21 protein-coding genes are annotated in these 21,355 nt (G+C 33.1%); 13 read left to right on the forward strand and 8 right to left on the reverse strand.

Going from position 1 to position 21,355, the window contains the following annotated elements; genetic code table 11:
- Positions 1-76: 76 nt before the first annotated feature.
- From LG295_RS06130 to LG295_RS06140, 3 genes are all read right to left on the reverse strand, one after another.
- On the reverse strand, positions 77-589 hold the full coding sequence (locus LG295_RS06130) for a GNAT family N-acetyltransferase (protein WP_107558250.1): 513 nt from the start codon (positions 587-589) through the stop codon (positions 77-79).
- Positions 590-822: 233 nt separating this feature from the next.
- Positions 823-1,425 carry a 30S ribosomal protein S4 gene (gene rpsD / locus LG295_RS06135; protein ID WP_017722144.1) on the reverse strand — a complete coding sequence of 201 codons (603 nt, stop codon included), beginning with the start codon at positions 1,423-1,425 and terminating at the stop codon, positions 823-825.
- Between the two features lie 255 nt (positions 1,426-1,680).
- Entirely contained in the window at positions 1,681-2,145 is a 465-nt protein-coding gene (locus LG295_RS06140) for a GAF domain-containing protein (RefSeq protein WP_107531105.1), read from the reverse strand.
- A 224-nt stretch (positions 2,146-2,369) separates the two neighbouring features.
- Between LG295_RS06140 and ezrA the strand changes: the two genes are divergently transcribed.
- The 9 genes from ezrA (at position 2,370) to LG295_RS06185 (ending at position 12,351) form a co-directional block, all read left to right on the forward strand.
- Positions 2,370-4,061, forward strand: a complete 1,692-nt coding sequence (ezrA, locus tag LG295_RS06145) for a septation ring formation regulator EzrA (protein WP_107531104.1) — start codon at positions 2,370-2,372, stop codon at positions 4,059-4,061.
- A 308-nt stretch (positions 4,062-4,369) separates the two neighbouring features.
- Positions 4,370-5,506 (forward strand): cysteine desulfurase family protein, encoded by a 1,137-nt coding sequence (locus LG295_RS06150; RefSeq protein ID WP_107557901.1) that lies wholly within the window; start codon positions 4,370-4,372, stop codon positions 5,504-5,506.
- On the forward strand, positions 5,503-6,726 hold the full coding sequence (gene thiI, locus LG295_RS06155) for a tRNA uracil 4-sulfurtransferase ThiI (RefSeq protein WP_107531102.1): 1,224 nt from the start codon (positions 5,503-5,505) through the stop codon (positions 6,724-6,726). The genes LG295_RS06150 and thiI overlap by 4 nt, the downstream gene beginning before the upstream one ends.
- A 38-nt stretch (positions 6,727-6,764) precedes the next feature.
- Complete coding sequence (locus LG295_RS06160; protein WP_107557902.1) at positions 6,765-7,538, forward strand: TSUP family transporter; 774 nt, start codon at positions 6,765-6,767, stop codon at positions 7,536-7,538.
- A gap of 282 nt (positions 7,539-7,820) precedes the next feature.
- On the forward strand, positions 7,821-8,813 hold the full coding sequence (gene sppA, locus LG295_RS06165) for a signal peptide peptidase SppA (RefSeq protein WP_107557903.1): 993 nt from the start codon (positions 7,821-7,823) through the stop codon (positions 8,811-8,813).
- 8 nt (positions 8,814-8,821) lie between these two features.
- Positions 8,822-9,364: an RDD family protein gene (locus LG295_RS06170; protein WP_107557904.1), complete on the forward strand. Its 543-nt coding sequence runs from the start codon at positions 8,822-8,824 to the stop codon at positions 9,362-9,364.
- 91 nt (positions 9,365-9,455) lie between these two features.
- Positions 9,456-9,950: a thiol peroxidase gene (gene tpx, locus LG295_RS06175; RefSeq protein WP_107531098.1), complete on the forward strand. Its 495-nt coding sequence runs from the start codon at positions 9,456-9,458 to the stop codon at positions 9,948-9,950.
- A gap of 169 nt (positions 9,951-10,119) precedes the next feature.
- Positions 10,120-11,067, forward strand: a complete 948-nt coding sequence (locus tag LG295_RS06180; RefSeq protein WP_107531097.1) for a class I SAM-dependent methyltransferase — start codon at positions 10,120-10,122, stop codon at positions 11,065-11,067.
- A gap of 84 nt (positions 11,068-11,151) precedes the next feature.
- Positions 11,152-12,351: an acetate kinase gene (locus LG295_RS06185; protein WP_107531096.1), complete on the forward strand. Its 1,200-nt coding sequence runs from the start codon at positions 11,152-11,154 to the stop codon at positions 12,349-12,351.
- Positions 12,352-12,508: 157 nt separating this feature from the next.
- Here the strand turns inward: LG295_RS06185 and LG295_RS06190 are convergent, their stop codons facing one another.
- Positions 12,509-13,687: an esterase-like activity of phytase family protein gene (locus LG295_RS06190; protein ID WP_107557905.1), complete on the reverse strand. Its 1,179-nt coding sequence runs from the start codon at positions 13,685-13,687 to the stop codon at positions 12,509-12,511.
- Positions 13,688-13,923: 236 nt separating this feature from the next.
- Positions 13,924-14,427 (reverse strand): universal stress protein, encoded by a 504-nt coding sequence (locus LG295_RS06195; protein WP_017722132.1) that lies wholly within the window; start codon positions 14,425-14,427, stop codon positions 13,924-13,926.
- 142 nt (positions 14,428-14,569) lie between these two features.
- Here LG295_RS06195 and ald point away from each other — a divergent pair, with 142 nt between their 5' ends.
- Positions 14,570-15,685 (forward strand): alanine dehydrogenase, encoded by a 1,116-nt coding sequence (gene ald, locus LG295_RS06200; protein ID WP_107531094.1) that lies wholly within the window; start codon positions 14,570-14,572, stop codon positions 15,683-15,685.
- A gap of 121 nt (positions 15,686-15,806) precedes the next feature.
- On the opposite strand, the gene LG295_RS06205 is transcribed toward ald, so the two are convergent.
- Both LG295_RS06205 and LG295_RS06210 read right to left on the reverse strand, forming a co-directional pair.
- Entirely contained in the window at positions 15,807-16,436 is a 630-nt protein-coding gene (locus tag LG295_RS06205; protein ID WP_107531093.1) for a copper homeostasis protein CutC, read from the reverse strand.
- Positions 16,433-17,485, reverse strand: coding sequence for a M24 family metallopeptidase (locus LG295_RS06210; protein ID WP_404476719.1), 1,053 nt, complete (start codon positions 17,483-17,485; stop codon positions 16,433-16,435). Before LG295_RS06210 ends, LG295_RS06205 begins: the two co-directional genes overlap by 4 nt.
- A 209-nt stretch (positions 17,486-17,694) precedes the next feature.
- On the opposite strand from LG295_RS06210, the gene LG295_RS06215 reads away from it, so the two are divergent.
- Complete coding sequence (locus tag LG295_RS06215) at positions 17,695-18,384, forward strand: metal-dependent hydrolase (protein ID WP_107531091.1); 690 nt, start codon at positions 17,695-17,697, stop codon at positions 18,382-18,384.
- A gap of 73 nt (positions 18,385-18,457) precedes the next feature.
- Here LG295_RS06215 and LG295_RS06220 read toward each other — a convergent pair whose 3' ends face one another.
- Positions 18,458-18,871 carry a universal stress protein gene (locus tag LG295_RS06220; RefSeq protein ID WP_107531090.1) on the reverse strand — a complete coding sequence of 138 codons (414 nt, stop codon included), beginning with the start codon at positions 18,869-18,871 and terminating at the stop codon, positions 18,458-18,460.
- Positions 18,872-19,097: 226 nt separating this feature from the next.
- Here LG295_RS06220 and LG295_RS06225 point away from each other — a divergent pair, with 226 nt between their 5' ends.
- Complete coding sequence (locus tag LG295_RS06225; protein WP_107531089.1) at positions 19,098-20,390, forward strand: DRTGG domain-containing protein; 1,293 nt, start codon at positions 19,098-19,100, stop codon at positions 20,388-20,390.
- 27 nt (positions 20,391-20,417) lie between these two features.
- The gene (locus LG295_RS06230; RefSeq protein WP_107531088.1) at positions 20,418-21,353 is read left to right on the forward strand and encodes a bifunctional oligoribonuclease/PAP phosphatase NrnA; all 936 of its coding nucleotides are present in this window, start codon (positions 20,418-20,420) and stop codon (positions 21,351-21,353) included.
- Positions 21,354-21,355 lie beyond the last annotated feature (2 nt).

The following is a 21,355-nucleotide window of genomic DNA, read 5'->3' on the forward strand; positions in this document are numbered from 1 at the left end:
GAACTTTGTAAATGAATTGATTTCAACTAAAGTTCACATATTTTAATTTAACTATAGATGTATGGATTATTTACAATTAACTATCTTCATGTGTATTAATCCAATGCTTTTTTAGTAAACCCATAATATGGCAATTACTATATTTTCCTCGAGTATAAAAGTGTTCTTGCAGTGTGCCTTCAATAACAAAATTTTGGCTTTTATAGATATGGACTGCTCTTTCGTTTTGAACATCTACAAAAAGGTAAATCTTATGCAAGTTCAACACTAGAAATGCATAGTCAATTGCTTTTTTAAATGCATTTTTTGCATATCCTTGCCCGCTATATTGAGGGTCGACAATAATTTGAATCTCACAATTACTATGTACAAAGTTAATTTCTACTAGCTCTACGACCCCGATGCGAACATTGTCATCTTCTATGATGAAGCGACGTTCAGATTCATCCAATAAATGTTTTTTATATAATGATTGCAGTTCACTTAATGATTGATATGGTTCTTCAAACCAATAGGACATAATTGAATATTCATTATTTAAGTGATGTACAAATTCTAGGTCAGTTTCTTCTAAAGCTCTAATAATCAAAATATACACTCCTTTAATTATATATGCTTATCATACTCAAATATAGTAAGATTGTAAATCGTGATGTAATTATAAACTGTGTATAATATTATTGATATACATAAATATGTTGAAAAGTTCATTCCATAATTAAAGACGTTATATCACTATTTAGGGAAGAGGAGAGTTAACGATTAGAAGACAATAAAAAAACCAAGAAATCAATAAGATTTCTTGGTTCGACATAATCACGCTTATCTTGAGTAGTACTCAACGATAAGTTGTTCGTTGATTTCAGCAGGTAATTCACTACGTTCTGGAACGCGAATATATTTACCTTTTAAATTGTCTGCATCAAATTCTAAATAATCTGGAACAAAATTGTTGATTTCAACAGATTCAGCGATGATATCTAATTTTAAAGATTTTTCGCGTACTGAGATTTCTTGACCAGGTTTTAAAGTGTATGATGGGATATCAACACGTTTGCCATCAACTTCGATGTGACCGTGGTTAACGATTTGACGAGCTTGACGACGTGTACGTGCTAAACCTAATGAATATACAACTGCATCTAAACGAGCAGCTAGTAATTGCATGAAGTTTTCACCGTGGACACCGTGTTGGTTACCAGCAGTTTCAAAAGTGTTACGGAATTGTCTTTCAGTCATTCCATATAAGTAACGTAACTTTTGTTTCTCACGTAATTGTAATGCATATTCTGATAATTTTTTACGTTGGTTAGGACCGTGTTGACCTGGTGCGTATGGACGCTTCTCTAATTCTTTACCAGTACCACTTAATGAGATACCTAAACGACGTGATTTTTTCCAGTTTGAACCTCTAAATCGAGCCATAGTAGACTCCTCCTTTTTCTCTTTTGTTGTTATGAAAAAACAAAAAAGAGTGTTGCATGCTTATTTGGATATATTGTTTTATGTGTCCTCGCCTCATAGCTACGGTTACACGGCACGTCCGCGTTGGGAACAACATAGTGCCAAATAATATACAACTGCTAATTTCGTTTATTCACACAAAGTACATTGTATCATGATATTAAGAACTGTCAACAACTAATGAGGATTTTAATGAAAAGTAGTTTTCTTTTACACTTATGCGATTTGATTTTCAATAGTTTTTACAATATTTTCTAATGCGTTCTTATCCGTTTCTGAAAAACGATTTGTGATTGGCGCATCAATATCTAATACTCCAATTACTTGTTCATTTTGATGAATAGGCACTACAATTTCCGATTTGCTGTTAGCATCACAAGCAATATGACCTGGGAAGGCATGAACATCTGCTACTAATTGTGTTTCATCTTGAGCTACTGCGGTACCGCATACACCACTACCAATTGCAATGTGTACACACGCTGGATGACCTTGGAAGGGGCCTAAAATCAATTCATTATTTTCTATTAGATAAAAACCCACCCAATTGACTTGATCTAAAGAATCATTTAATAAAGCAGACACATTACTGAGTATGGCGATTAAATTGGATTCGTCTTCTATTAAACTAGAAACTTGTTTTTCTAATAAATTATAATTGGTTTCTTTAACCTCTGACATACAAAAACCTCACTTTTTACTTTTCATTTAGTATAAAGACTGTTTTAATAGTAATCAAACAAATGATTTGTAAGGGCTTTTTTTAAATAACTTTATACATATAATTACTAGAGGTGAATTTAACGCAAATATTGAAATATTCATATGAATTAATTCATTTTCTCTTTTAATGCATAGGTAAATTACGTTATAATAAATAGTGATAAAATAGGAGGAGAAAACGTATGGTATTGTATATCATTTTAGCAATTATTGTCATAATACTGATTATTGTTGGTGTATTGTTCTATATGCGTTCAAGCAAAAGCCAAATTATTGAAAAGGCAGAAGAACGCAAAGTAAAAGTAGAACAATTACCTTATGATGAGAGTTTATCTCAATTATCTGAGTTAAATTTAACTGGTGAAACAAAATCTACCTATGACAATTTAAAACAATCATCATTAGATAGTAAAAACCAATATTTAGTACCAGTAGAAGAAAAAATTCATAACGCAGAAGGTTTGTTAGATAAATTTAAGTTTTCACAAGCGCAAACCGAAGTGGATGAAGCCCACGAAATGATGGATCAATATGAAGCGAACTATAATGAACTTACTACAAAAGTAGAAAATATTATAGGACTACATAAAGAAAGCGATCATTTATACGAAGAATGTACAACTGATTATCGTGAAATGAAACGTGATGTATTAGCAAATAGACATCAATTTGGTGAAGCAGCTACGCCACTTGAACAAGAAATTGAATCGTTTGTACCTGAAATGGAGACATACGAAACATTAAAAAATGAAGGCAACTATAATCAAGCACATGAGCATATTAAAACTTTAAATGATGATATGAATTATTTAAAAAAAGATATGGACGAAATTCCTGACTTGATTAGAGAAGCACAAAAAGAATTACCTGGACAATTCCAAGATCTTAAATATGGTTGTAGAGACCTAAAAGTTGAAGGTTATGATCTAGACCATGTCAAGATTGACAGCACGCTACAAACATTGAAGACTGAACTTAGTTTTGTTGAACCAATGATTAGTAGATTAGAACTTGATGAAGCAAATGAGAAACTTAATAGTATTAATGATCGATTAGATGAGATGTACGATTTAATTGAACATGAAGTGACAGCCAAAAATGAAGTAGAAGAAACAAAAGAAGTTATTACTGATAATTTATTTAGAGCTAAAGAAATGAATTATACACTACAAACTGAAATTGAATATGTTCGTGAAAATTATTATATTAATGAAAGCGATGTTCAAAATGTAAGACAGTTTGAAAATGAAATACAAAACATGATTGCTGTATACGATGATATCCTTAGAGAAATGTCAAAATCAGCAGTAAGATATAGCGAAGTTCAAGATAACTTGAAATATATCGAAGAACATGTTGATGTTATAAATGAGAAACAAGAAAAATTACAAAACCATTTAATTCAATTGCGTGAAGATGAAGCAGAAGCAGAAGAAAATATCTTACGTGTACAAAGTAAAAAAGAAGAAGTGTACAGAAAGTTACTTGCTTCAAACCTACCTAGTGTACCAGAACGCTTTATTATCATGAAGAATGAAATTGATTACGAAGTAAGAGAAGTAAATAAAAAATTCAGCGTACGCCCAATACATGTTAAACAGCTAAAAGATAAAGTTTCTAAAGTAGTACTACAAATGAATAAATTTGAAGATGAAGCTACTGATGTACTTGTGAATGCTGTTTATGCCGAAAAATTAATTGAATACGGTAACCGTTATCGTAAAGACAGCTCGAATATAGATAAGAGCCTAAACGAAGCAGAACGTCTCTTTAAAAATAACCGTTACAAACGTTCGATTGAAATTTCTGAGCAAGCTTTAGAAAGCGTAGAGCCAGGTGTTACAAAGCAAATTGAATCAAAAATTATCGGTTAAGTACGGTTATAACTCATATTATATAGTAAGTTGGAGCCTGGGACATAAATAGATGTCTCAGGCTTATTTTTAATTTGGCAGTAGGTGACTGAATTGAAAATACGCTTATATCAAGCTTTTTTCAATGCTAGTCACCTTTGCCGGGGTGGGACGACGAAATCTATGTTAGAAAATTTGATTTCTGTCCCACTCCCTTTTCTTTTTAATAAAAGCGAGTATAATGCTAAAGGGAAAACTTAAAAAGATTACGTGAAGCAAAGTTGAATACTAAGTAGTTTATAATATATATAATGAATGGAGTGAACGCGGTGATATACTTAGATAATGCTGCGACGACAAAACCCAATCCTGAAGTGTTGGATACCTTTGTTAAAGTGAATCAATCACTATATTTTAACCCTAACAGTCCACATCAAGCTGGATTACAGGCAGAACAATTACTGCAACAATCAAAGCAACAAATTAAAGATCTATTTGATTTGAAGCAATCATTTGATATTATCTATACAAGTGGTGCTACTGAAAGTAATAATATAGCAATTAAAGGTATCGCATATAAGAAAAAATTATTTGCCAATGAAATTATTACTTCAGTGTTGGAACATCCTTCAGTTTTAGAAGTAGTTCGTTCGCTTGAGACAGAAGGTTTTATTATTAAATATGTAAATGTTTTAGATGATGGCCAAGTAGATTTGACTCATTTAGAAACGTTAATGACAGACAATGTGGGATTAGTAACTTGTATGCATGTTAATAATATAATGGGGCAAATACAGCCTATTAAGGATATTGCTAATATTGTTCATCAATATCCTAAAGCGCATTTACATGTCGATGCTGTACAAGCACTAGGTAAAATACCGTTAATATTTGACGGCGTAGATACACTTAGTTTAAGTGGTCATAAATTTAATGGGTTAAAAGGGCAAGGTGTACTCTTTGTTCGTAATATTCATCAATTAGAACCCGTTGTACATGGCGGCGGTCAAGAATATGGCGTTAGAAGTGGCACAGTGAACTTGCCAATGGATATAGCGATTGTAAAAGCAATGAAAGCAGCCGTAAATCAAACGTCTGCATTAAATAGTCAGTTACGTCGCTTTCATGATGAACTTACCCAGTTCTTAACTCATTTTACGGGTGTGAAGATTAATTCACCCCAAGCAGGTGCACCGCATATACTGAATATAGGCTTACCAGGTGTTAAAGGAGAAGTTTTAGTAAATGCATTTTCTAAAAATGACATTATGTTATCGACAACAAGTGCCTGTTCATCTAAAAAAGCGAGTCTTAACGAAGTGTTATTGGCTATGAATGTACCAGTAAAACAAATTGAAGGTAGTATTCGCATTTCTATGGGAAGTCATACTACATCAGAAGATATACAAGGGTTTAAAGATAAATTTAAATTAGTTTATGAAGAAGTGAGGGATTTATTAGTATGATATATGATCATATATTAGTTAGATACGGGGAGTTAACATTAAAAGGAGCTAACCGTAAAATATTTGTGAACAAATTACGTTCAAATGTAAAACGTTCACTAATGCCATTACAAGGATATACGGTAAAGGCAAATAGAGATAGAATGTATATAGAATTAGCGGAAGGTTCAGATATTGAAGAAATGTGCAACAGATTAAAAAAAGTCTTTGGTATTTATTCAATAAGCCCTGTATTAAAAATAGATAAAACAGTAGAAGCGGCAAAAGAGTTAGCTGTCCGATTTGCTAAAGAGTATGCACAAAATGACACTTTTAAAATTGATGTAAAGCGTTCAGATAAAAACTTCCCATATGACACATATGAACTACAAAGAACTTTAGGTGGAGCTGTATTAAGTGAAACTGATTATTTAAATGTAGATGTACACAATCCTGATCACGTGATTAAAGTTGAAGTGCGTTTAGATGCCATTTACATGTATGATCAAGTGATTGCAGGCTCTGGTGGATTACCAGTTGGTACTGGAGGTAAAACTTTATTAATGCTATCTGGTGGTATTGATTCTCCAGTTGCCGGTATAGAAGTTATGCGTAGGGGTGTTACTGTAGAAGCGATACACTTCCATAGTCCGCCGTTTACAAGTGAAAAAGCAAAAGAAAAAGTAATCGAACTAACGAGAATTTTATCAGAACATGTTGGACCAATTAAATTACACATTGTGCCATTTACAGCACTACAAAAACAGGTGAACAAAGAAGTTCATGAACGTTATACCATGACTTCAACACGTCGTATGATGATGCGAGTGGCTGACAAAGTGGTTCATGATATTGGCGCGCATGCGATTGTAAATGGCGAGAATTTAGGCCAAGTTGCAAGTCAAACATTAAAGAGTATGTATGCGATAAATCATGTCACATCTACGCCTGTATTACGTCCTTTACTGACTTTAGATAAAGAAGATATTGTTAAAAAAGCTAAAGATATAGGTACATTTGATGTATCTATCCAACCATTTGAGGATTGTTGTACAATTTTCACTCCTAAAAATCCAGTTACTGAACCGGAATTAGAAAAAGTAGAAAAATATGAAAGTGGTTATGATTTTGAACCACTTGTACAACAGGCTGCGGATGAAATTGAGACATTATATATTACAAGCGATTACCAAAGTGAGAAAGATTCAGCTACACAAGCGCTAGCTGATGATCTATTTTAACTTTAAAAATTAATTAATTAAACAAGGGGAGTGATGGGATGTTGGAATGGGACATATCTATCGTAATCATCATTGTTCTTTTAGGGTTTTTGGCAGCATTTATTGATGCTGTTGTTGGAGGCGGCGGTTTAATTTCTATTCCTGCACTGCTAGCTGTTGGAATGCCACCGTCTATGGCTTTAGGTACAAATAAATTAGCGAGTGCATTTGGTTCAATGACAAGTGCTTTTCGATTTTTACGGTCAGGTAATGTAGATTTAAAAATTGTAGGGAAGTTATTCCCAATTGTATTTATTATGGCTATGGGGGGCGCAAGTATTGCAACATTCTTGCCCTCTCAGTTATTAAAACCTGTCGTCATTGTCGTCTTAACAGTTGTAATGATTTATACGATTATGAAGAAAGATTGGGGTAATGTACGAACTTTCACAACATTAACGTTACCTAAAGCGATTTTATTTACATCTTTAATGAGCTTGATTGGTCTTTATGACGGCTTTCTTGGTGGCGGTACAGGGTCATTTATGCTGTTTATATTATTGATGTTTGGTTTTGATTTTTTAGGTGCAGCAGGAAATGCTAAAGTACTCAATTTTGCATCTAACTTAGGCGCATTAATCCTTTTTATCTTTTTAGATCAAGTAGATTATTTTTATGGCTTTATTATGGCAGCGAGTATGATTTGTGGTTCGTATATTGGGGCGATGTTTGCTATTAAAAAAGGCGTTGGCTATGTTAAAGCCTTATTCATTATTGTTACTGCAATTTTGATTTTGAAAAATACATATGATTACATCATGCAAATAATGTAAAAGAATCAAATTTAATAAAACTAACGAAGTGATAAAATGCGAGTTTAGCAGTTGTTAAGTAGAAAAATATACAACCGTAATACACATTTTTCTTGAAATTTAATTGTTGCAAAATTTATATTCACCATATGACAAGGCAGAACACTGAAATCAATTTTACGTTTACGATTTCTGTTCTGCCTTGTTTTGAATTGTTTGATAAAAGGTATACATAAATGAATTAATTGTGTTTAAATTAAGCGTGAGATAACAAAATTATTAAAATATAGGAGTGACTATTAAATGTCGAAAAAACGCATTATTGCTATTATAATTGCGATCGTTATAGTGGTTGGTGGTATTGTTATGAGTTCGATATCAGCTTTTGTAACCACAATGTTTAATGATTCGTCTTCTACAGCGATGGATCCCTTTACAGAAGAAATAGAAAAAAAAGGAAATTCTAGCAAACGTATTGCACATTTAACATTAAATGGAGAAATCGCTGAAGGCACGGGTGGTGGATTGTTCGGTGAAAGTGGCTATAATCATGAGTCTTTTCTTAAACAGTTAGATAACGTGAAAAAAGATGACACGATTAAAGGTATGTTATTAACAGTCAATACACCTGGTGGTGGCACATACCCAAGCGATGAAATATACGAAAAAATAAAAGAAATTAAACAGAAGAATAAAAAAGTTTATGTACATATGGAATCGATGGCAGCATCAGGGGGCTATTATATTTCAGCGCCTGCCGATAAAATTTATGCAGGACCACAATCAATGACAGGTTCTATTGGAGTAATTATGTCCAATGTCGATTATTCTGAATTACAAAAGAACTTAGGAATAAAAGAAAATGTGATTAAATCTGGAGACCATAAAGATATTTTAAGTAGTTCAAGAGAGATGACTTCAGAAGAAAGAAGCATCTTACAATCTGTATTAGATGATAGCTTTGATCGTTTTGTAAATATTGTTAAAGAAGGCAGGGACATGCCAGAAAGTAAAGTAAGAAAATTAGCTGACGGTCGCATCTATAGCGCACAACAAGCAAAAAGTAATGGCTTAATTGATGAAATAGGTTATGAAGATAAGACTATAAAAGCTTTACAGAAAGATATTAAATCTAAAAATGCTGAAGTATTTGAATATACAGAAGGCGGTGGATTCTTCTCTTCATTTTCAGATATGAAGACGAGCGTTTCTCAGTTTACAGATAGTTTTAATGATATCAAATCAGTAATTAACAATGATACTAAAACTGAACCTATGTATCTATACGAAGGTTAGGTGTGACCATGAAAAATATACAAAATGAATATAGAGATAATGAGAAAATCAGTAATGATAGCAAGAAAGACGAAACAAGTGATCTTTACCACGAACAAATATCCAAAGCATTATATGCAGGATTTGGAATAAGATTTTTCGCATTCATCATAGATTTACTAATTATTTTTGGTGTAGAGAGTTTTATTTTGAAACCTATTTATCATTTTACAAACATTAATTCTTTAAAGTTGTTGATTGATTATTTTAGTGTTGAACACTTGCTAAATGCATTAGTATTTTACTTGTATTTTGTACTACTTACGAAGTATTTTAAACAAACATTAGGGAAAATGATATGTAATGTAAGGGTTGAGCGTATAGACAGACAACGTTTGACTTGGCAAGATGTATTATTTAGAGAGTGGATAGGTCGTATTATTAGTGGTGTATTTATGAATTTACCATACTTGGTAGTTATATTTACGAACAAACATAGAGGTGTTCACGATTATTTTGCAGATACGGTCGTTATAAAAAATAAATTAGATAAATTGTTTTATTTGAAGTAGTTTAACACAATTTATAAGTTGAATAGTTTATTTCAGAAACACAAACAGTTATAATTACAAAGTAAACACTTTTAATTTAGGAGGCGTTCTAATGGCGCAAATTACATTCAAGCAAGATCCAATTACTTTATTAGGTTCACAAGTGAAAAAAGGAGAAACTGCACCGGATTTCGCTGTATTAGACAATGATTTAAATGAAGTAAACTTATCAACTTACGATGGTCAGAAAAAACTTATTAGTGTTGTACCATCTATAGATACTGGTGTTTGCGATCAACAAACACGTAAATTCAATGAAGAAGCTTCAAAAGAAGACGGCGTTGTATTAACTGTTTCTGTTGATTTACCATTTGCACAAAAAAGATGGTGTGCCTCAAACGGATTAGATAATGTTATTACATTAAGCGATCATAAAGATTTATCTTTTGGTAAAAACTATGGCGTTGTGATGGAAGAATTACGTTTGCTTGCACGTTCAGTTTTTGTCTTAGATAAAAATAATAAAGTTGTATATACTGAAATTGTTTCAGAAGGTACAGATTTCCCGGATTTCGATGCTGCTTTAGAAGCTTACCGTAGTATTTAATTCGATTAGTTTTAATAAAAATAGCATATGTTAAAGTATTGTTACACAGAAAAACAGTATCATTGACATTATAAAATTTACTGTCCATAATTATTTGGTAAAATAAGTTAGCTGAAACTAACTTGATTTCAATTAAATTATGGACAGTTTTTTTAGAAAGGACTATTAAATGACACAAGAAGAAACAGTAATGGAGAAGTTATTCCAGACATTAGATGAAAAAGCTAAATCGTTAAATGAAGATAATGGGCAAAGTTTTATTGAGAATTTAGGACTTGCAATGGAGCATGTTTATACAAATCAAAGAGACTTATTAGAACAAGCTACTTTGCAAGATAGAAGGAAAGCTTTTCAATTTGCTTATTTAAGTTTGATGCAAAATGAAGATATACAAGCAAATCATCAAATTACACCAGACTCTATAGGTCTAATCCTTGGTTTTCTATCTGAACGTTTCTTGAAAAATAGTGAAGCCATGCATATCGCTGATCTTGCGAGTGGAGCAGGACATTTAAGCGCCTCTGTTCATGAAGTGCTTTCTGATCATACGTTAATGCATCATTTGGTAGAGGTCGATCCAGTATTATCTAGAGTAAGTGTGCATTTAGCTAATTTCTTAGAAATTCCATTTGACGTATATCCACAAGATGCTATTATGCCATTACCGTTTGAAGATGCTGACGTTGTTATTGGTGATTTACCGATTGGGTATTATCCGGTAGATGATAGAAGTAAGGAAATGGCACTCGGTTTTGAAGCGGGACATAGTTATTCACATTTCTTACTCATCGAACAGGCTATTACAGCAATGAAACCATCTGGTTATGCTTTTTTAGTTGTACCAAGCAATATTTTTGAAGGCGAAAATGTGAAACAGTTACAAAATTTCATTGCTACAGAAACAGAAATGCAAGCCTTTTTAAATTTACCAGCGACATTATTTAAAAATGAAAAAGCGCGTAAATCTATACTTGTATTGCAGAAAAAAGAAACGAATGTAACCAAATCTGTAGAAGTTTTACTAGCAAATATTCCTGATTTCAAAAGCCCGCAACAATTCCAAGGTTTTTTACAAGATCTAAATGCATGGATGCAAGAAAATCACCCTGAAAATTAAGCTGTAATATTCTTGTATTTGAACTGTATTAATGATTAAATAGATATGGATATTAAAACTTAAAAAAATGGAGGCATTATGCTTATGTCAAAATTAATTTTGGCCATTAACGCTGGTAGTTCATCTTTGAAATTTCAACTTATTGAAATGCCGGAAGAGAAAATTGTAACTAAGGGACTTATTGAACGTATTGGGTTGAAAAATTCTATTTTCACTATTGAAGTGAACGGGGAAAAAGTAACTGAAACAAAAGACATCGAAAACCATGAAGATGCAGTTAATATTATGTTAGAAAGCTTTAAAAAACATGGTATTATTGAAAGTATTTATGATATTGATGGTACTGGCCACCGTGTTGTTCATGGTGGGGAAGTATTCCCTTCATCAACTTACGTAGATGATGAAGTAGAAAAACAAATTGAATCACTAAGTGAGCTTGCACCATTGCATAACCCTGCTAACTTAATGGGAATTCGTGCATTCCGTAAATTACTTCCTGAGATACCTCATGTTGCTGTGTTTGATACTTCATTCCATCAAACAATGCCAGAGAAATCTTATCTCTATAGTTTACCGTATCAATATTACGAAGATTTCGGAATTCGTAAATATGGTTTCCATGGTACGAGCCACAAATACGTTTCTCAACGTGCTTCAGAAATCTTAGGCAAACCTATTGAAGAGTTACGTATTATTTCATGTCATATTGGTAATGGTGCTTCTATTGCCGCTATTGATGGTGGTGAATCTGTAGATACTTCTATGGGCTTCACGCCATTAGCAGGTGTGACTATGGGTACACGTTCAGGTAACATTGACCCAGCATTAATTCCATTCATCATGGAGAAAACTGGTAAAAACGCTGAAGAAGTCTTAAATACTTTAAATAAAGAATCTGGTTTATTAGGTATTTCAGGTACTTCTAGTGACTTAAGAGATATTATTGATGAAGCTAAAGAAGGCAAAGAAAGAGCGCAATTAGCACTTGATGTATTTGCTTCTCGTATCCATAAATATATTGGTTCATATGCAACGCGTATGCATGGTGTAGATGTGATTGTATTTACAGCTGGCGTTGGTGAAAACTCAGATCCAGTTAGAGCGAAAGTATTAGAAGGTCTAGAATTTATGGGCGTTTATTGGGATGCTAAGAAAAATGAAGCAATTCACGGTGAAGAAGGATTTATTAACTATCCACATTCACCAGTTAAAGTCATTGTTATTCCAACAAATGAAGAAGTTATGATCGCACGTGATGTAGTAGAATTTGGTGACGTTAAATAATATTTATAATGATAGAGTATTAGATGTAAGACCAAATAGATTTGATAAAGATATTATAAGCGAGCATTAAAAATTAAAGCACCGCGGTGGCCTTATGCATAGCATGAGGCTTCCGTGGTGCTTTTTGTGAATATTAAGCTATATTCCAGTGTTGAAATTACGTCTCGTTGTTTACTACTTCAAATACAATGAATTGTGATATTTGTGATTTGTTGAAGTTATTATCTGATACAATTACAAGTGAATCATTACCATTTGCTAGTTTTTTTCCAAATGTCATTCCTTCGATATTATCTACTTTATCTAATTGTTCATCGTTTAAATTAGCAACTAATTTCTTTTTAACCGGTGTTACTTCGGCATTTTGCAAAGTTTGTGTATCTTTTATGTCAGATGCATGAGTAACATCTATTTTATAAATTCGTACGTAGTTTTTAAATGTACCTTCTGATGTCTGAACACTAGCTCTTTCTAATGTTATAAATTCATGATTATTAATTGCTAACATTTCAGAAACACCGTTTTCTGCTGTTTTGGCGTTGTCTCCTACATGTGGTACTGAATCGATTGGGTAGGCGTATTCTGATAATACATTACCTCGGCGATCATATTGTGTGATACGTGATAGGGCGCCTGAATCGGCTGTAGGCACAGGCCCGTCTTGTATTACTGGTGCTTCCATAGATGTCCATATAGATGTTCCGTCAACTGAAAAAGTACTGCCTTCAATGGCTAAATTATTACGGAATCCTTTTTTTGATTGAGTATCCATTTTTAAAGATTTGTTAATAGGCAATTCAGAAATAAAATCACCGTTTAAATTACTAAACCTGATAAATGGATTTAATCCTAAACTTCGATCACCTTCACTTGTATATAAAATATTGTTCGTCAAAGGATCAAATCGGATTGATTCTGGGTCCGCCACAATATCCTTTGATTTATTACTAAATTGTTTTTTACTAATATAATTACTTCCATTTGGTTGTTTTAAGCTATTAACATTTTTAATATTTATGTCATTAAACTGACGAAGATTATAATTTAAATTCGCTTCATAAAATCTGGAAGGGCTATGTTCCGAACGGTCGTCACTAAGGAGATACCATTTATTTGATTTTGGATTATATGTAATACCTGATATTCCACCGACTTTAGTTTTATTATAGGTCTGTTCATGTGGTATTGTTTTACTATCTATAAGTCTTAGATTATCTACTTGATGAGAGTGTGGCGCAGCGTCTTGTTCGCTTGTTGCGAAGGCATTAAGTGATATCATATTTATCATTACAATAACGAGTAATGTAATGTAAGTGATTTTTGTGGCTTGTTGCATAACTGTTATGCTCCTTTCATATGCTTACTAATTAAAGGATAAGTTATGATTGTGAAGGATAGTTAAATTTTGGATAACAATGTTGTAAAAGTGAGTGTTATAAACATGTTCGTTATGTAAGGTAATCAATTAAATTATAAAAAGCAGGATAAAATGTCCGGCTAATATGAACAAAATATCCTGCTTCAAACCTTATTATGTTTAAGTGAATCATATCATGCATAATTCGTATCAACTTAACGAGCTTGGTATTGTGATCTGAATTCATCAGTAGCAACTTGTGGTTGGAAGTCTTCAGGAAGTTCTTCTGTACGTACAACTAATACATCACAAGGAGAATGACGCACAATAGCCTCAGACACAGAACCAACAATGAATCTTTCTACTGCATTTAAACCAGATGTACCACACATAATTAAATCTGCATCGACATCAGCGGCTAATTTTTTAGGGATAATTGCTTTTGGTGAACCGAATTCTAAACGTGTTTCAACATCAGTTACACCTGCATTTGTAGCGACTTCTTTATAACCTTTTAACAAATCTTCAGAGAAATTTTTAGATTTCTCAGTGAATTGCGCATCATATACTTCGTATGAAGAATATGTTCTTGAATCAATCACATTCACAACAGTAAGTTTTGAATCGTTACGTTTTGCTACGTCTACAGCCTTGTTAAATGCCCATTCTGCCTCATGTGATCCATCGACTGCTATTAAAATATTTTTATAAGTTAGCATCGTAATTACCTCCTTATTTTTCTTACTTATATTATACCACCGTTTACAGAATATTAACACAATTTGTATGTTGTAAAACTACCCTAAACTATGATTGCGCTTTCATCGGATACGCGTTACTATGAATTTGGAGGTGGATGAAATGATTATAGGTATTCCTAAAGAGATTAAAAATAACGAAAATAGAGTGAGTTTGTCGCCGAGTGGTGTACATGCATTAGTTGAACAAGGTCACACTGTTATCGTTGAAAAATCTGCAGGTTTGGGTTCATACTTTGAAGACGTGGACTACACTGCAGCTGGGGCTAAAATTGTTAATGAGCAAGCAGAAGTTTGGAACGTAGATATGGTCATGAAAGTTAAAGAACCATTAGAAGAAGAGTTCCAATATTTTAAAGAAGGCTTAATTTTATTTACTTATTTACATTTAGCGAACGAACCAGCGTTAACTCAAGCTTTATTAGATAATAAAGTTGTGGGTATTGCATATGAAACCGTGCAATTGCCAGATCGTTCGTTACCATTGTTAACTCCAATGAGTGAAGTAGCGGGACGTATGTCTGCTCAAATTGGAGCTGAATTTTTACAAAAATATAAAGGCGGCATGGGTATACTACTTGGTGGCGTACCGGGCGTTTCTAAAGGACGCGTATCAATTATCGGTGGGGGTCAAGCAGGTACAAATGCTGCAAAAATTGCGCTTGGACTAGGTGCAGATGTTACGATTTTAGATGTTAATCCTAAACGATTACAAGAATTGGAAGACTTATTTGATGGTCGAGTACACACAATCATGTCTAATCCTTTAAATATAGAGCAATGTGTGAAAGATAGCGATTTAGTCATTGGTGCAGTATTAATTCCTGGCGCTAAAGCTCCAAACCTTGTAACTGAAGATATGGTTAAACAAATGAGAGATGGTGCAGTCATAGTTGATATAGCTATTGATCAAGGTGGTATATTCGAAACAACTGACCGTATTTCTACACATGATGACCCAACTTATAAGAAACATGGTGTTGTACATTATGCTGTAGCAAATATGCCTGGTGCAGTTCCTCGTACATCAACGATTGCTTTAAACAATGCAACACTACCATATGCGCAACAACTTGCTGGAAAAGGTTATTTAAAAGCATTACAAGATAATCAAGCATTGTCATTAGGTTTAAACACAATTAATGGTGTGCTTACGAATAAAGGTGTAGCTGAAGCATTAAAATTATCCTATACCGATATTGAAAGTGCATTAAAATAATTATATAAAAAATAAAAACTGGTAAGCCAATGTGAATTAACACAATATAGGCATTACCAGTTTTTTATTGATAAATATTTTATACGAATTTAAAAAATCATCTCATTAGCTTTAAATTGATTTAGACGATTTTTGTTCCATGTACCTCTTGAAAAGGGAAAGCTTCAAGAAGTTCTTGTAAATTTTCCTTATTTAATCCGCCTCCAGGCATAATTTCGATATTTCCGCCTGAATTAACGACTAATTTTCCTAAATGATTTAAATTATCAAAGATATCAGTGTCACTAGGACCACCATGCGTTAGTAATCTAGTAAATTTAAGGTCGATTAGTTGGTGTAGCGCTTTAATCTGACCGTGCTGATGAATTTCATCGAATGCCATATGACAAACAGCGGGAATAGAATCAGCAAGTTGTTTTAATGTTTTCATTTGCCATTCATTTAAAACTGCATCTTGAGTCAGACAGCCAAATACAAAATAATCAATGTTAAATTGTTTTAGTGCCTTTATGTCACGTTGCATAATCTCGAAATCATATAGATTATAGACAAAATCTCCGCCACGTGGTCGAATCATTACCGCTATTTCCACATGGTTTGCGTGACATATTTCTGTAGCAATTTCGACCATGCCAATACTTGGTGTTGTGCCCCCAACAGTTAAGTTGTCGCATAGTTCAATACGGTTCGCACCGTTACTTATCGCTTGTTCGACTTGTTGAATTGTTTCAACTACTGCCTCTTTAATCATTTTTCGTATCCAGTCAAGCTTTCATGTCCTTCTTCGGTAACAAGAATGTCGTCTTCAATACGCACGCCTGCTACGCCAGGTACATAAATACCTGGTTCTACTGTAACCACCATACCAGCGACAAATTGATTTGTATTTGAACTAGAAACATCTTGATATTCATGTTCTTCTAGACCTAAACCATGACCTAATCTATGAGGGAAATATTCACCATAACCAGCATCACTAATAATATTACGTGCAATATCATCAATATCTTTAATCGTTACACCAGGTTTTATAGCAGCGATAGCCTCTTGTTCTGCTTTTAATACAATATTATAAATTTCTTGCGCTTCATCACTCGGTGTGCCAAATCTAACAGTTCTTGTCATATCGCTACAATAATTATTATAAATTACGCCCAAATCAAATAATACAAATTCATCTTTTTGAAGTTGACGGTCACCTGGCGTGCCGTGAGGAGAAGCAGCGTGATCGCCAAATAATACCATTGTATCGAAACTCATTTCGTTTACACCATAAGCTTTAATTTCATTTTCAATATGGTTAACAACTTGACGTTCTGTGATACCTTCTTTTAAAAATGCTACACCAATTTCAATACATTTATCTGCGAGTTCACACGCTTTTTTAATAGTAGTGATTTCATTTTCACTTTTAACATTTCGCAATTCTTTAATTGTTTGATCGATATCGCCAAATTGTTGGACTCCAAATGCATCTATAAGTGCTCGTTGACGATGAAGTGTTAAGTGTTCTGCTTCAACAAGTAATTTATTGATTTTAAGAGGGTACTTATCTAAACCATTTTCTGTATCCAAATAGCCAATAACTTCTCCTTTAAATGGCGAATTTTTAACATCTTCCATTTCTAATTGTGGGCAATATAAAATTTGCTCTCCGTTAGCTTTAATTAATAAAGCTAATAAACGTTCGTGAGGATCACTTAAGTAACCTGTGAAATAAAAGATATTCAGTGGTGTAGTAATCCAAGCTGCATCAGCTTGTTGTATTTGTAATTCTTTAGTAATCTGTTCTAATTTCATTTTTATTCGTCCTCCTAAAATTATAATCATTTTAATTTTATGCCACTTCATGGAGGAATTCAAAAGTTAAATATTATTTTATTCATATTTCATTCATTTATACATTGGTTTAATATACCTCATAATTATTTAAAATCAATTAGTGTGTTATACGATAGTGGAATCGTGGTATAAATAAAATAAATAGATTTATGGGAGGAATTAAAATAATGAAACTTTCATTTCATGGACAATCAACAATATATTTCGAGGCGAATGGTAAGAAGGTCATCGTAGATCCATTTATTACGGGTAACGGTATGTCAGATTTAGATGCATCAACATTGGAAGTTGACTATATCATTTTGACACATGGTCATGGAGATCATTTTGGTGATACAATTGAACTTGCTAATAGAAACCACGCAACGGTTATTGGGTCTGCAGAATTAGGAGATTATTTAACTACATATCACAATGTAGAGCATGTTAGACCAATGAATATAGGTGGGAAAGCAGAGTTAGACTTCGGAAGTGTCAAGTTTGTACAAGCATTTCATAGTTCAAGTTTAACAGATGATAATGGGGTGCCAGTATATTTAGGCATGCCAATGGGAGTTATTATAGAGGCTGAAGGTAAAACGATTTATCATACTGGAGATACAGGGTTGTTTAGTGATATGAAATTAATTGCTGATCGTCATCCTGTTGATGTATGCTTTATTCCAATTGGCGATAATTTTACAATGGGAATAGATGATGCTAGTTATGCAATAAATACTTTTATTAAACCGAACATTACAGTGCCAGTGCACTATGATACATTTGAGCTTATTGAACAAGACCCTAATGCATTTAAAGATGCTGTTACAACAGGAGAGGTTCAAATATTGAAGCCTGGTGAAGCAGTAAAATTTTAAACATGATATAAACTACAACCTATTTTATATAGAAAAGCCTGAAGCACTTTATAGAACTTCAGGCTTTTTATAATTACTTTACTATTAATACAGGGATGCGTGCTCTTTTAGCAACCTTATGACTTACACTGCCTAAGACAAACTTTTTCTTATCTTCAGCTTTTCGGTTACTAAGTACAACAATTTCATATTTACCACTGTTAGCTTCTCTGACTAATTGCTCTTTGGCATTGCCGCGAACTATAATTTCGTCATAATCAATACCGTATTCATTTAAAGCGTTACGTGTACTCTCGAGACCTTCGCTACGTTTTTCTACGAGTTTATCTAAATGAACACCTGATTTGATTGATGCTTGTGCATCTTGTTCGCTAATTGCATTTAAAATTGTAACCTTTGTACCTTCTCCTGCTAATTTTGAAACTTCAACAAGTGCTTTTTCATTTTTAAGTGTTGTATCAACACCAAGTAAAATATTTTTGAACATTGTTCATCCCTCCTTACCTTCATTCTAATAAAAGTTTATTGATAAAGCCAACTAAAATATTGGATTTAACATATTAAATTATTAATAAAGCTACTTTACATAATTTTAAGGAAATCTTTTTACTTTTATCGATATAAATTATTTTATTTGGTTTGTTACATCGCATTTTTAGTTATAAAAAGTTATAATATGATAGAAACTGTTCAAAATAAATGAGGTTATTGAAATGACAAAGCATGAACAAATTTTATCATATATAGAATCTCTAGCAGTTGGTCAAAAAATTTCTGTTAGAAAAATTGCCAAAGATCTCAATGTCTCTGAAGGGACAGCTTATCGTGCTATCAAAGATGCTGGACAAATTGGTTTAGTAGCTACAATTGATAGGGTCGGAACTGTTCGCATTGAGAAAAAATCACGAGAACAAATTGAACAATTAACTTTTGCTGAAATTGTAAAGATTATAGATGGTCAAGTACTTGGTGGTAGAAATGGATTAATTAAAACGCTCACAAAATTTGCGATAGGTGCGATGGAAATAGAGGATGTTGTAAAATATTTAAGTGCGCACACTTTACTAATTGTGGGCAACCGTAAAGACGTGCAATTAGCAGCATTAAAAAGAGGAAGTGCTGTACTGATTACAGGTGGGTTTAATACTTCACCTGAAATAATCAAGTATGCAGATGACCATGATTTACCTATACTTTCATCGAATTATGATACATACCTAGTTGCAAATATTATTAATAGAGCAATGTATAACCAAATGATTCGCAAAGAAATTTTAGTCGTTGAGGATATCGTTAAACCTGTCAATGAAGACACAGTCGTCTTCGACCATATGTCGCTCAATGATTATAAAGTTAAAGCAAGTGAAACAGGTCACTCAAGATTTCCAGTTATTGATGACGAATGGCGACTTGTCGGCATAGTGACTAGCAAAGAGATTATAAAGATGCAAGAAAATGATACGCTTGCGCAATTTATGACAAAAGCACCAATTCATGTACAATTGTCAACAACTGTTGCTAATTGTGCACATATGATGATTTGGGAAGGTATTGAGTTATTACCTGTGATTACGCCGAGCAAGAAGCTTATAGGGGTCATCACAAGAAAAGATGTACTGACAGCCATGCAACTATTGAGTAGACAACCTCAAGTCGGTGAAACAATCAATGATCAAATTGCAAAGCACATTACTATTACTAATGATGGTATACAAGTGCAAACCACTCCATTATTAACTAATCAATATGGTACATTAAGCAAAGCAGTTTTTGTAGCAATCATAGAAGAAACAGTACGTTATGAAATGAGAAAACTAAAAAAACTAGAAGTTATGATAGAAAGTTTGAATATTATATATATCAAAACAGTTCAAATTGAGTCGGAAATACATGTACATTATGAAATGTTAGATGTCGGAAGAAATTTTGCTAAATTAGAAATAACAATGACCAGTGATAGCCAACAAGTAGCTAAAGCAATGATCATTTGTCAGATGATAGATTAAATATAAAAGTGAAAAGGAAGTATAGAGATGACTAAAGGGTTTAACCAAATTATGCAAGAAATAGAAGCAGCAGAAACGATTATTATACATAGGCATGTAAGACCAGATCCAGATGCTTATGGTTCACAATTAGGATTGAAAAATTATCTAAAATTAAAGTTCCCAGACAAGTACGTATATGCAGTAGGGGAGTCAGAACCTTCATTAGACTTTATAGGAACATTTGATGAGATAGCTGATGATCAATATAAAAACGCACTCGTAATTGTTTGTGATACTGCCAATGCGCCTAGAATTAGTGATGAACGTTTTGACAAGGGGCGTATGTTAATCAAGATTGACCATCATCCAGCAGTAGATCAATATGGTGATATTAACTACGTGAATGATCAAGCATCTTCAACAAGTGAAATTATATTTGATTTTATAGAACATTTTAACGATTTATCAATAATTGATGCTTCAGTAGCGAGAGTACTTTATTTAGGTATTGTAGGCGATACAGGACGTTTCCTATTTAACAATACGACGCCTCATACAATGAGTGTGGCAAGCCAATTGTTGACCTTCCCATTCAGCCATAATGAAGAACTTAATAAAATGGGTGAAAAAGATCCGAAATTATTACCTTTCCAAGGATATGTCTTACAACATTTTGATTTGAATGACAAAGGATTTTGTAAAGTCATCATTACTAAAGATATCCTCGAGCAATTTGATATTGCAGCAAATGAAGCGTCATTATTTGTAAATACCATTGCAGATATACAAGGTTTAAAAATATGGGTGTTTGCTGTAGATGAAGGGTCTGAAATTAGATGTCGTATTAGATCTAAAGGTATCATTATCAATGATGTTGCTAGTGACTTTGGAGGCGGCGGACACCCAAATGCTTCAGGTGTGTCGGTAAGCGATTGGGATCGATTTAATGAATTGGCAGACGCATTAAATAATAAATTGTAGAA

This window comes from Staphylococcus pseudoxylosus (genome assembly GCF_044794325.1).
In the GTDB taxonomy this organism is placed as follows: domain Bacteria; phylum Bacillota; class Bacilli; order Staphylococcales; family Staphylococcaceae; genus Staphylococcus; species Staphylococcus pseudoxylosus.

Excerpts from the sequence above, each read along its gene's own strand:
- LG295_RS06215 (WP_107531091.1), top strand. The coding sequence starts at position 17,695 with ATGAAACTTTCATTTCATGGACAATCAACAATATATTTCGAGGCGAAT.
- LG295_RS06190 (WP_107557905.1), bottom strand. The coding sequence starts at position 13,687 with ATGCAACAAGCCACAAAAATCACTTACATTACATTACTCGTTATTGTA.
- thiI (WP_107531102.1), top strand. The coding sequence starts at position 5,503 with ATGATATATGATCATATATTAGTTAGATACGGGGAGTTAACATTAAAA.
- LG295_RS06170 (WP_107557904.1), top strand. The coding sequence starts at position 8,822 with ATGAAAAATATACAAAATGAATATAGAGATAATGAGAAAATCAGTAAT.
- sppA (WP_107557903.1), top strand. The coding sequence starts at position 7,821 with ATGTCGAAAAAACGCATTATTGCTATTATAATTGCGATCGTTATAGTG.
- LG295_RS06210 (WP_404476719.1), bottom strand. The coding sequence starts at position 17,485 with ATGAAATTAGAACAGATTACTAAAGAATTACAAATACAACAAGCTGAT.
- ezrA (WP_107531104.1), top strand. The coding sequence starts at position 2,370 with ATGGTATTGTATATCATTTTAGCAATTATTGTCATAATACTGATTATT.
- LG295_RS06225 (WP_107531089.1), top strand. The coding sequence starts at position 19,098 with ATGACAAAGCATGAACAAATTTTATCATATATAGAATCTCTAGCAGTT.
- LG295_RS06230 (WP_107531088.1), top strand. The coding sequence starts at position 20,418 with ATGACTAAAGGGTTTAACCAAATTATGCAAGAAATAGAAGCAGCAGAA.
- ald (WP_107531094.1), top strand. The coding sequence starts at position 14,570 with ATGATTATAGGTATTCCTAAAGAGATTAAAAATAACGAAAATAGAGTG.
- LG295_RS06195 (WP_017722132.1), bottom strand. The coding sequence starts at position 14,427 with ATGCTAACTTATAAAAATATTTTAATAGCAGTCGATGGATCACATGAG.
- rpsD (WP_017722144.1), bottom strand. The coding sequence starts at position 1,425 with ATGGCTCGATTTAGAGGTTCAAACTGGAAAAAATCACGTCGTTTAGGT.
- LG295_RS06185 (WP_107531096.1), top strand. The coding sequence starts at position 11,152 with ATGTCAAAATTAATTTTGGCCATTAACGCTGGTAGTTCATCTTTGAAA.
- LG295_RS06220 (WP_107531090.1), bottom strand. The coding sequence starts at position 18,871 with ATGTTCAAAAATATTTTACTTGGTGTTGATACAACACTTAAAAATGAA.
- tpx (WP_107531098.1), top strand. The coding sequence starts at position 9,456 with ATGGCGCAAATTACATTCAAGCAAGATCCAATTACTTTATTAGGTTCA.
- LG295_RS06180 (WP_107531097.1), top strand. The coding sequence starts at position 10,120 with ATGACACAAGAAGAAACAGTAATGGAGAAGTTATTCCAGACATTAGAT.
- LG295_RS06160 (WP_107557902.1), top strand. The coding sequence starts at position 6,765 with ATGTTGGAATGGGACATATCTATCGTAATCATCATTGTTCTTTTAGGG.
- LG295_RS06205 (WP_107531093.1), bottom strand. The coding sequence starts at position 16,436 with ATGATTAAAGAGGCAGTAGTTGAAACAATTCAACAAGTCGAACAAGCG.
- LG295_RS06140 (WP_107531105.1), bottom strand. The coding sequence starts at position 2,145 with ATGTCAGAGGTTAAAGAAACCAATTATAATTTATTAGAAAAACAAGTT.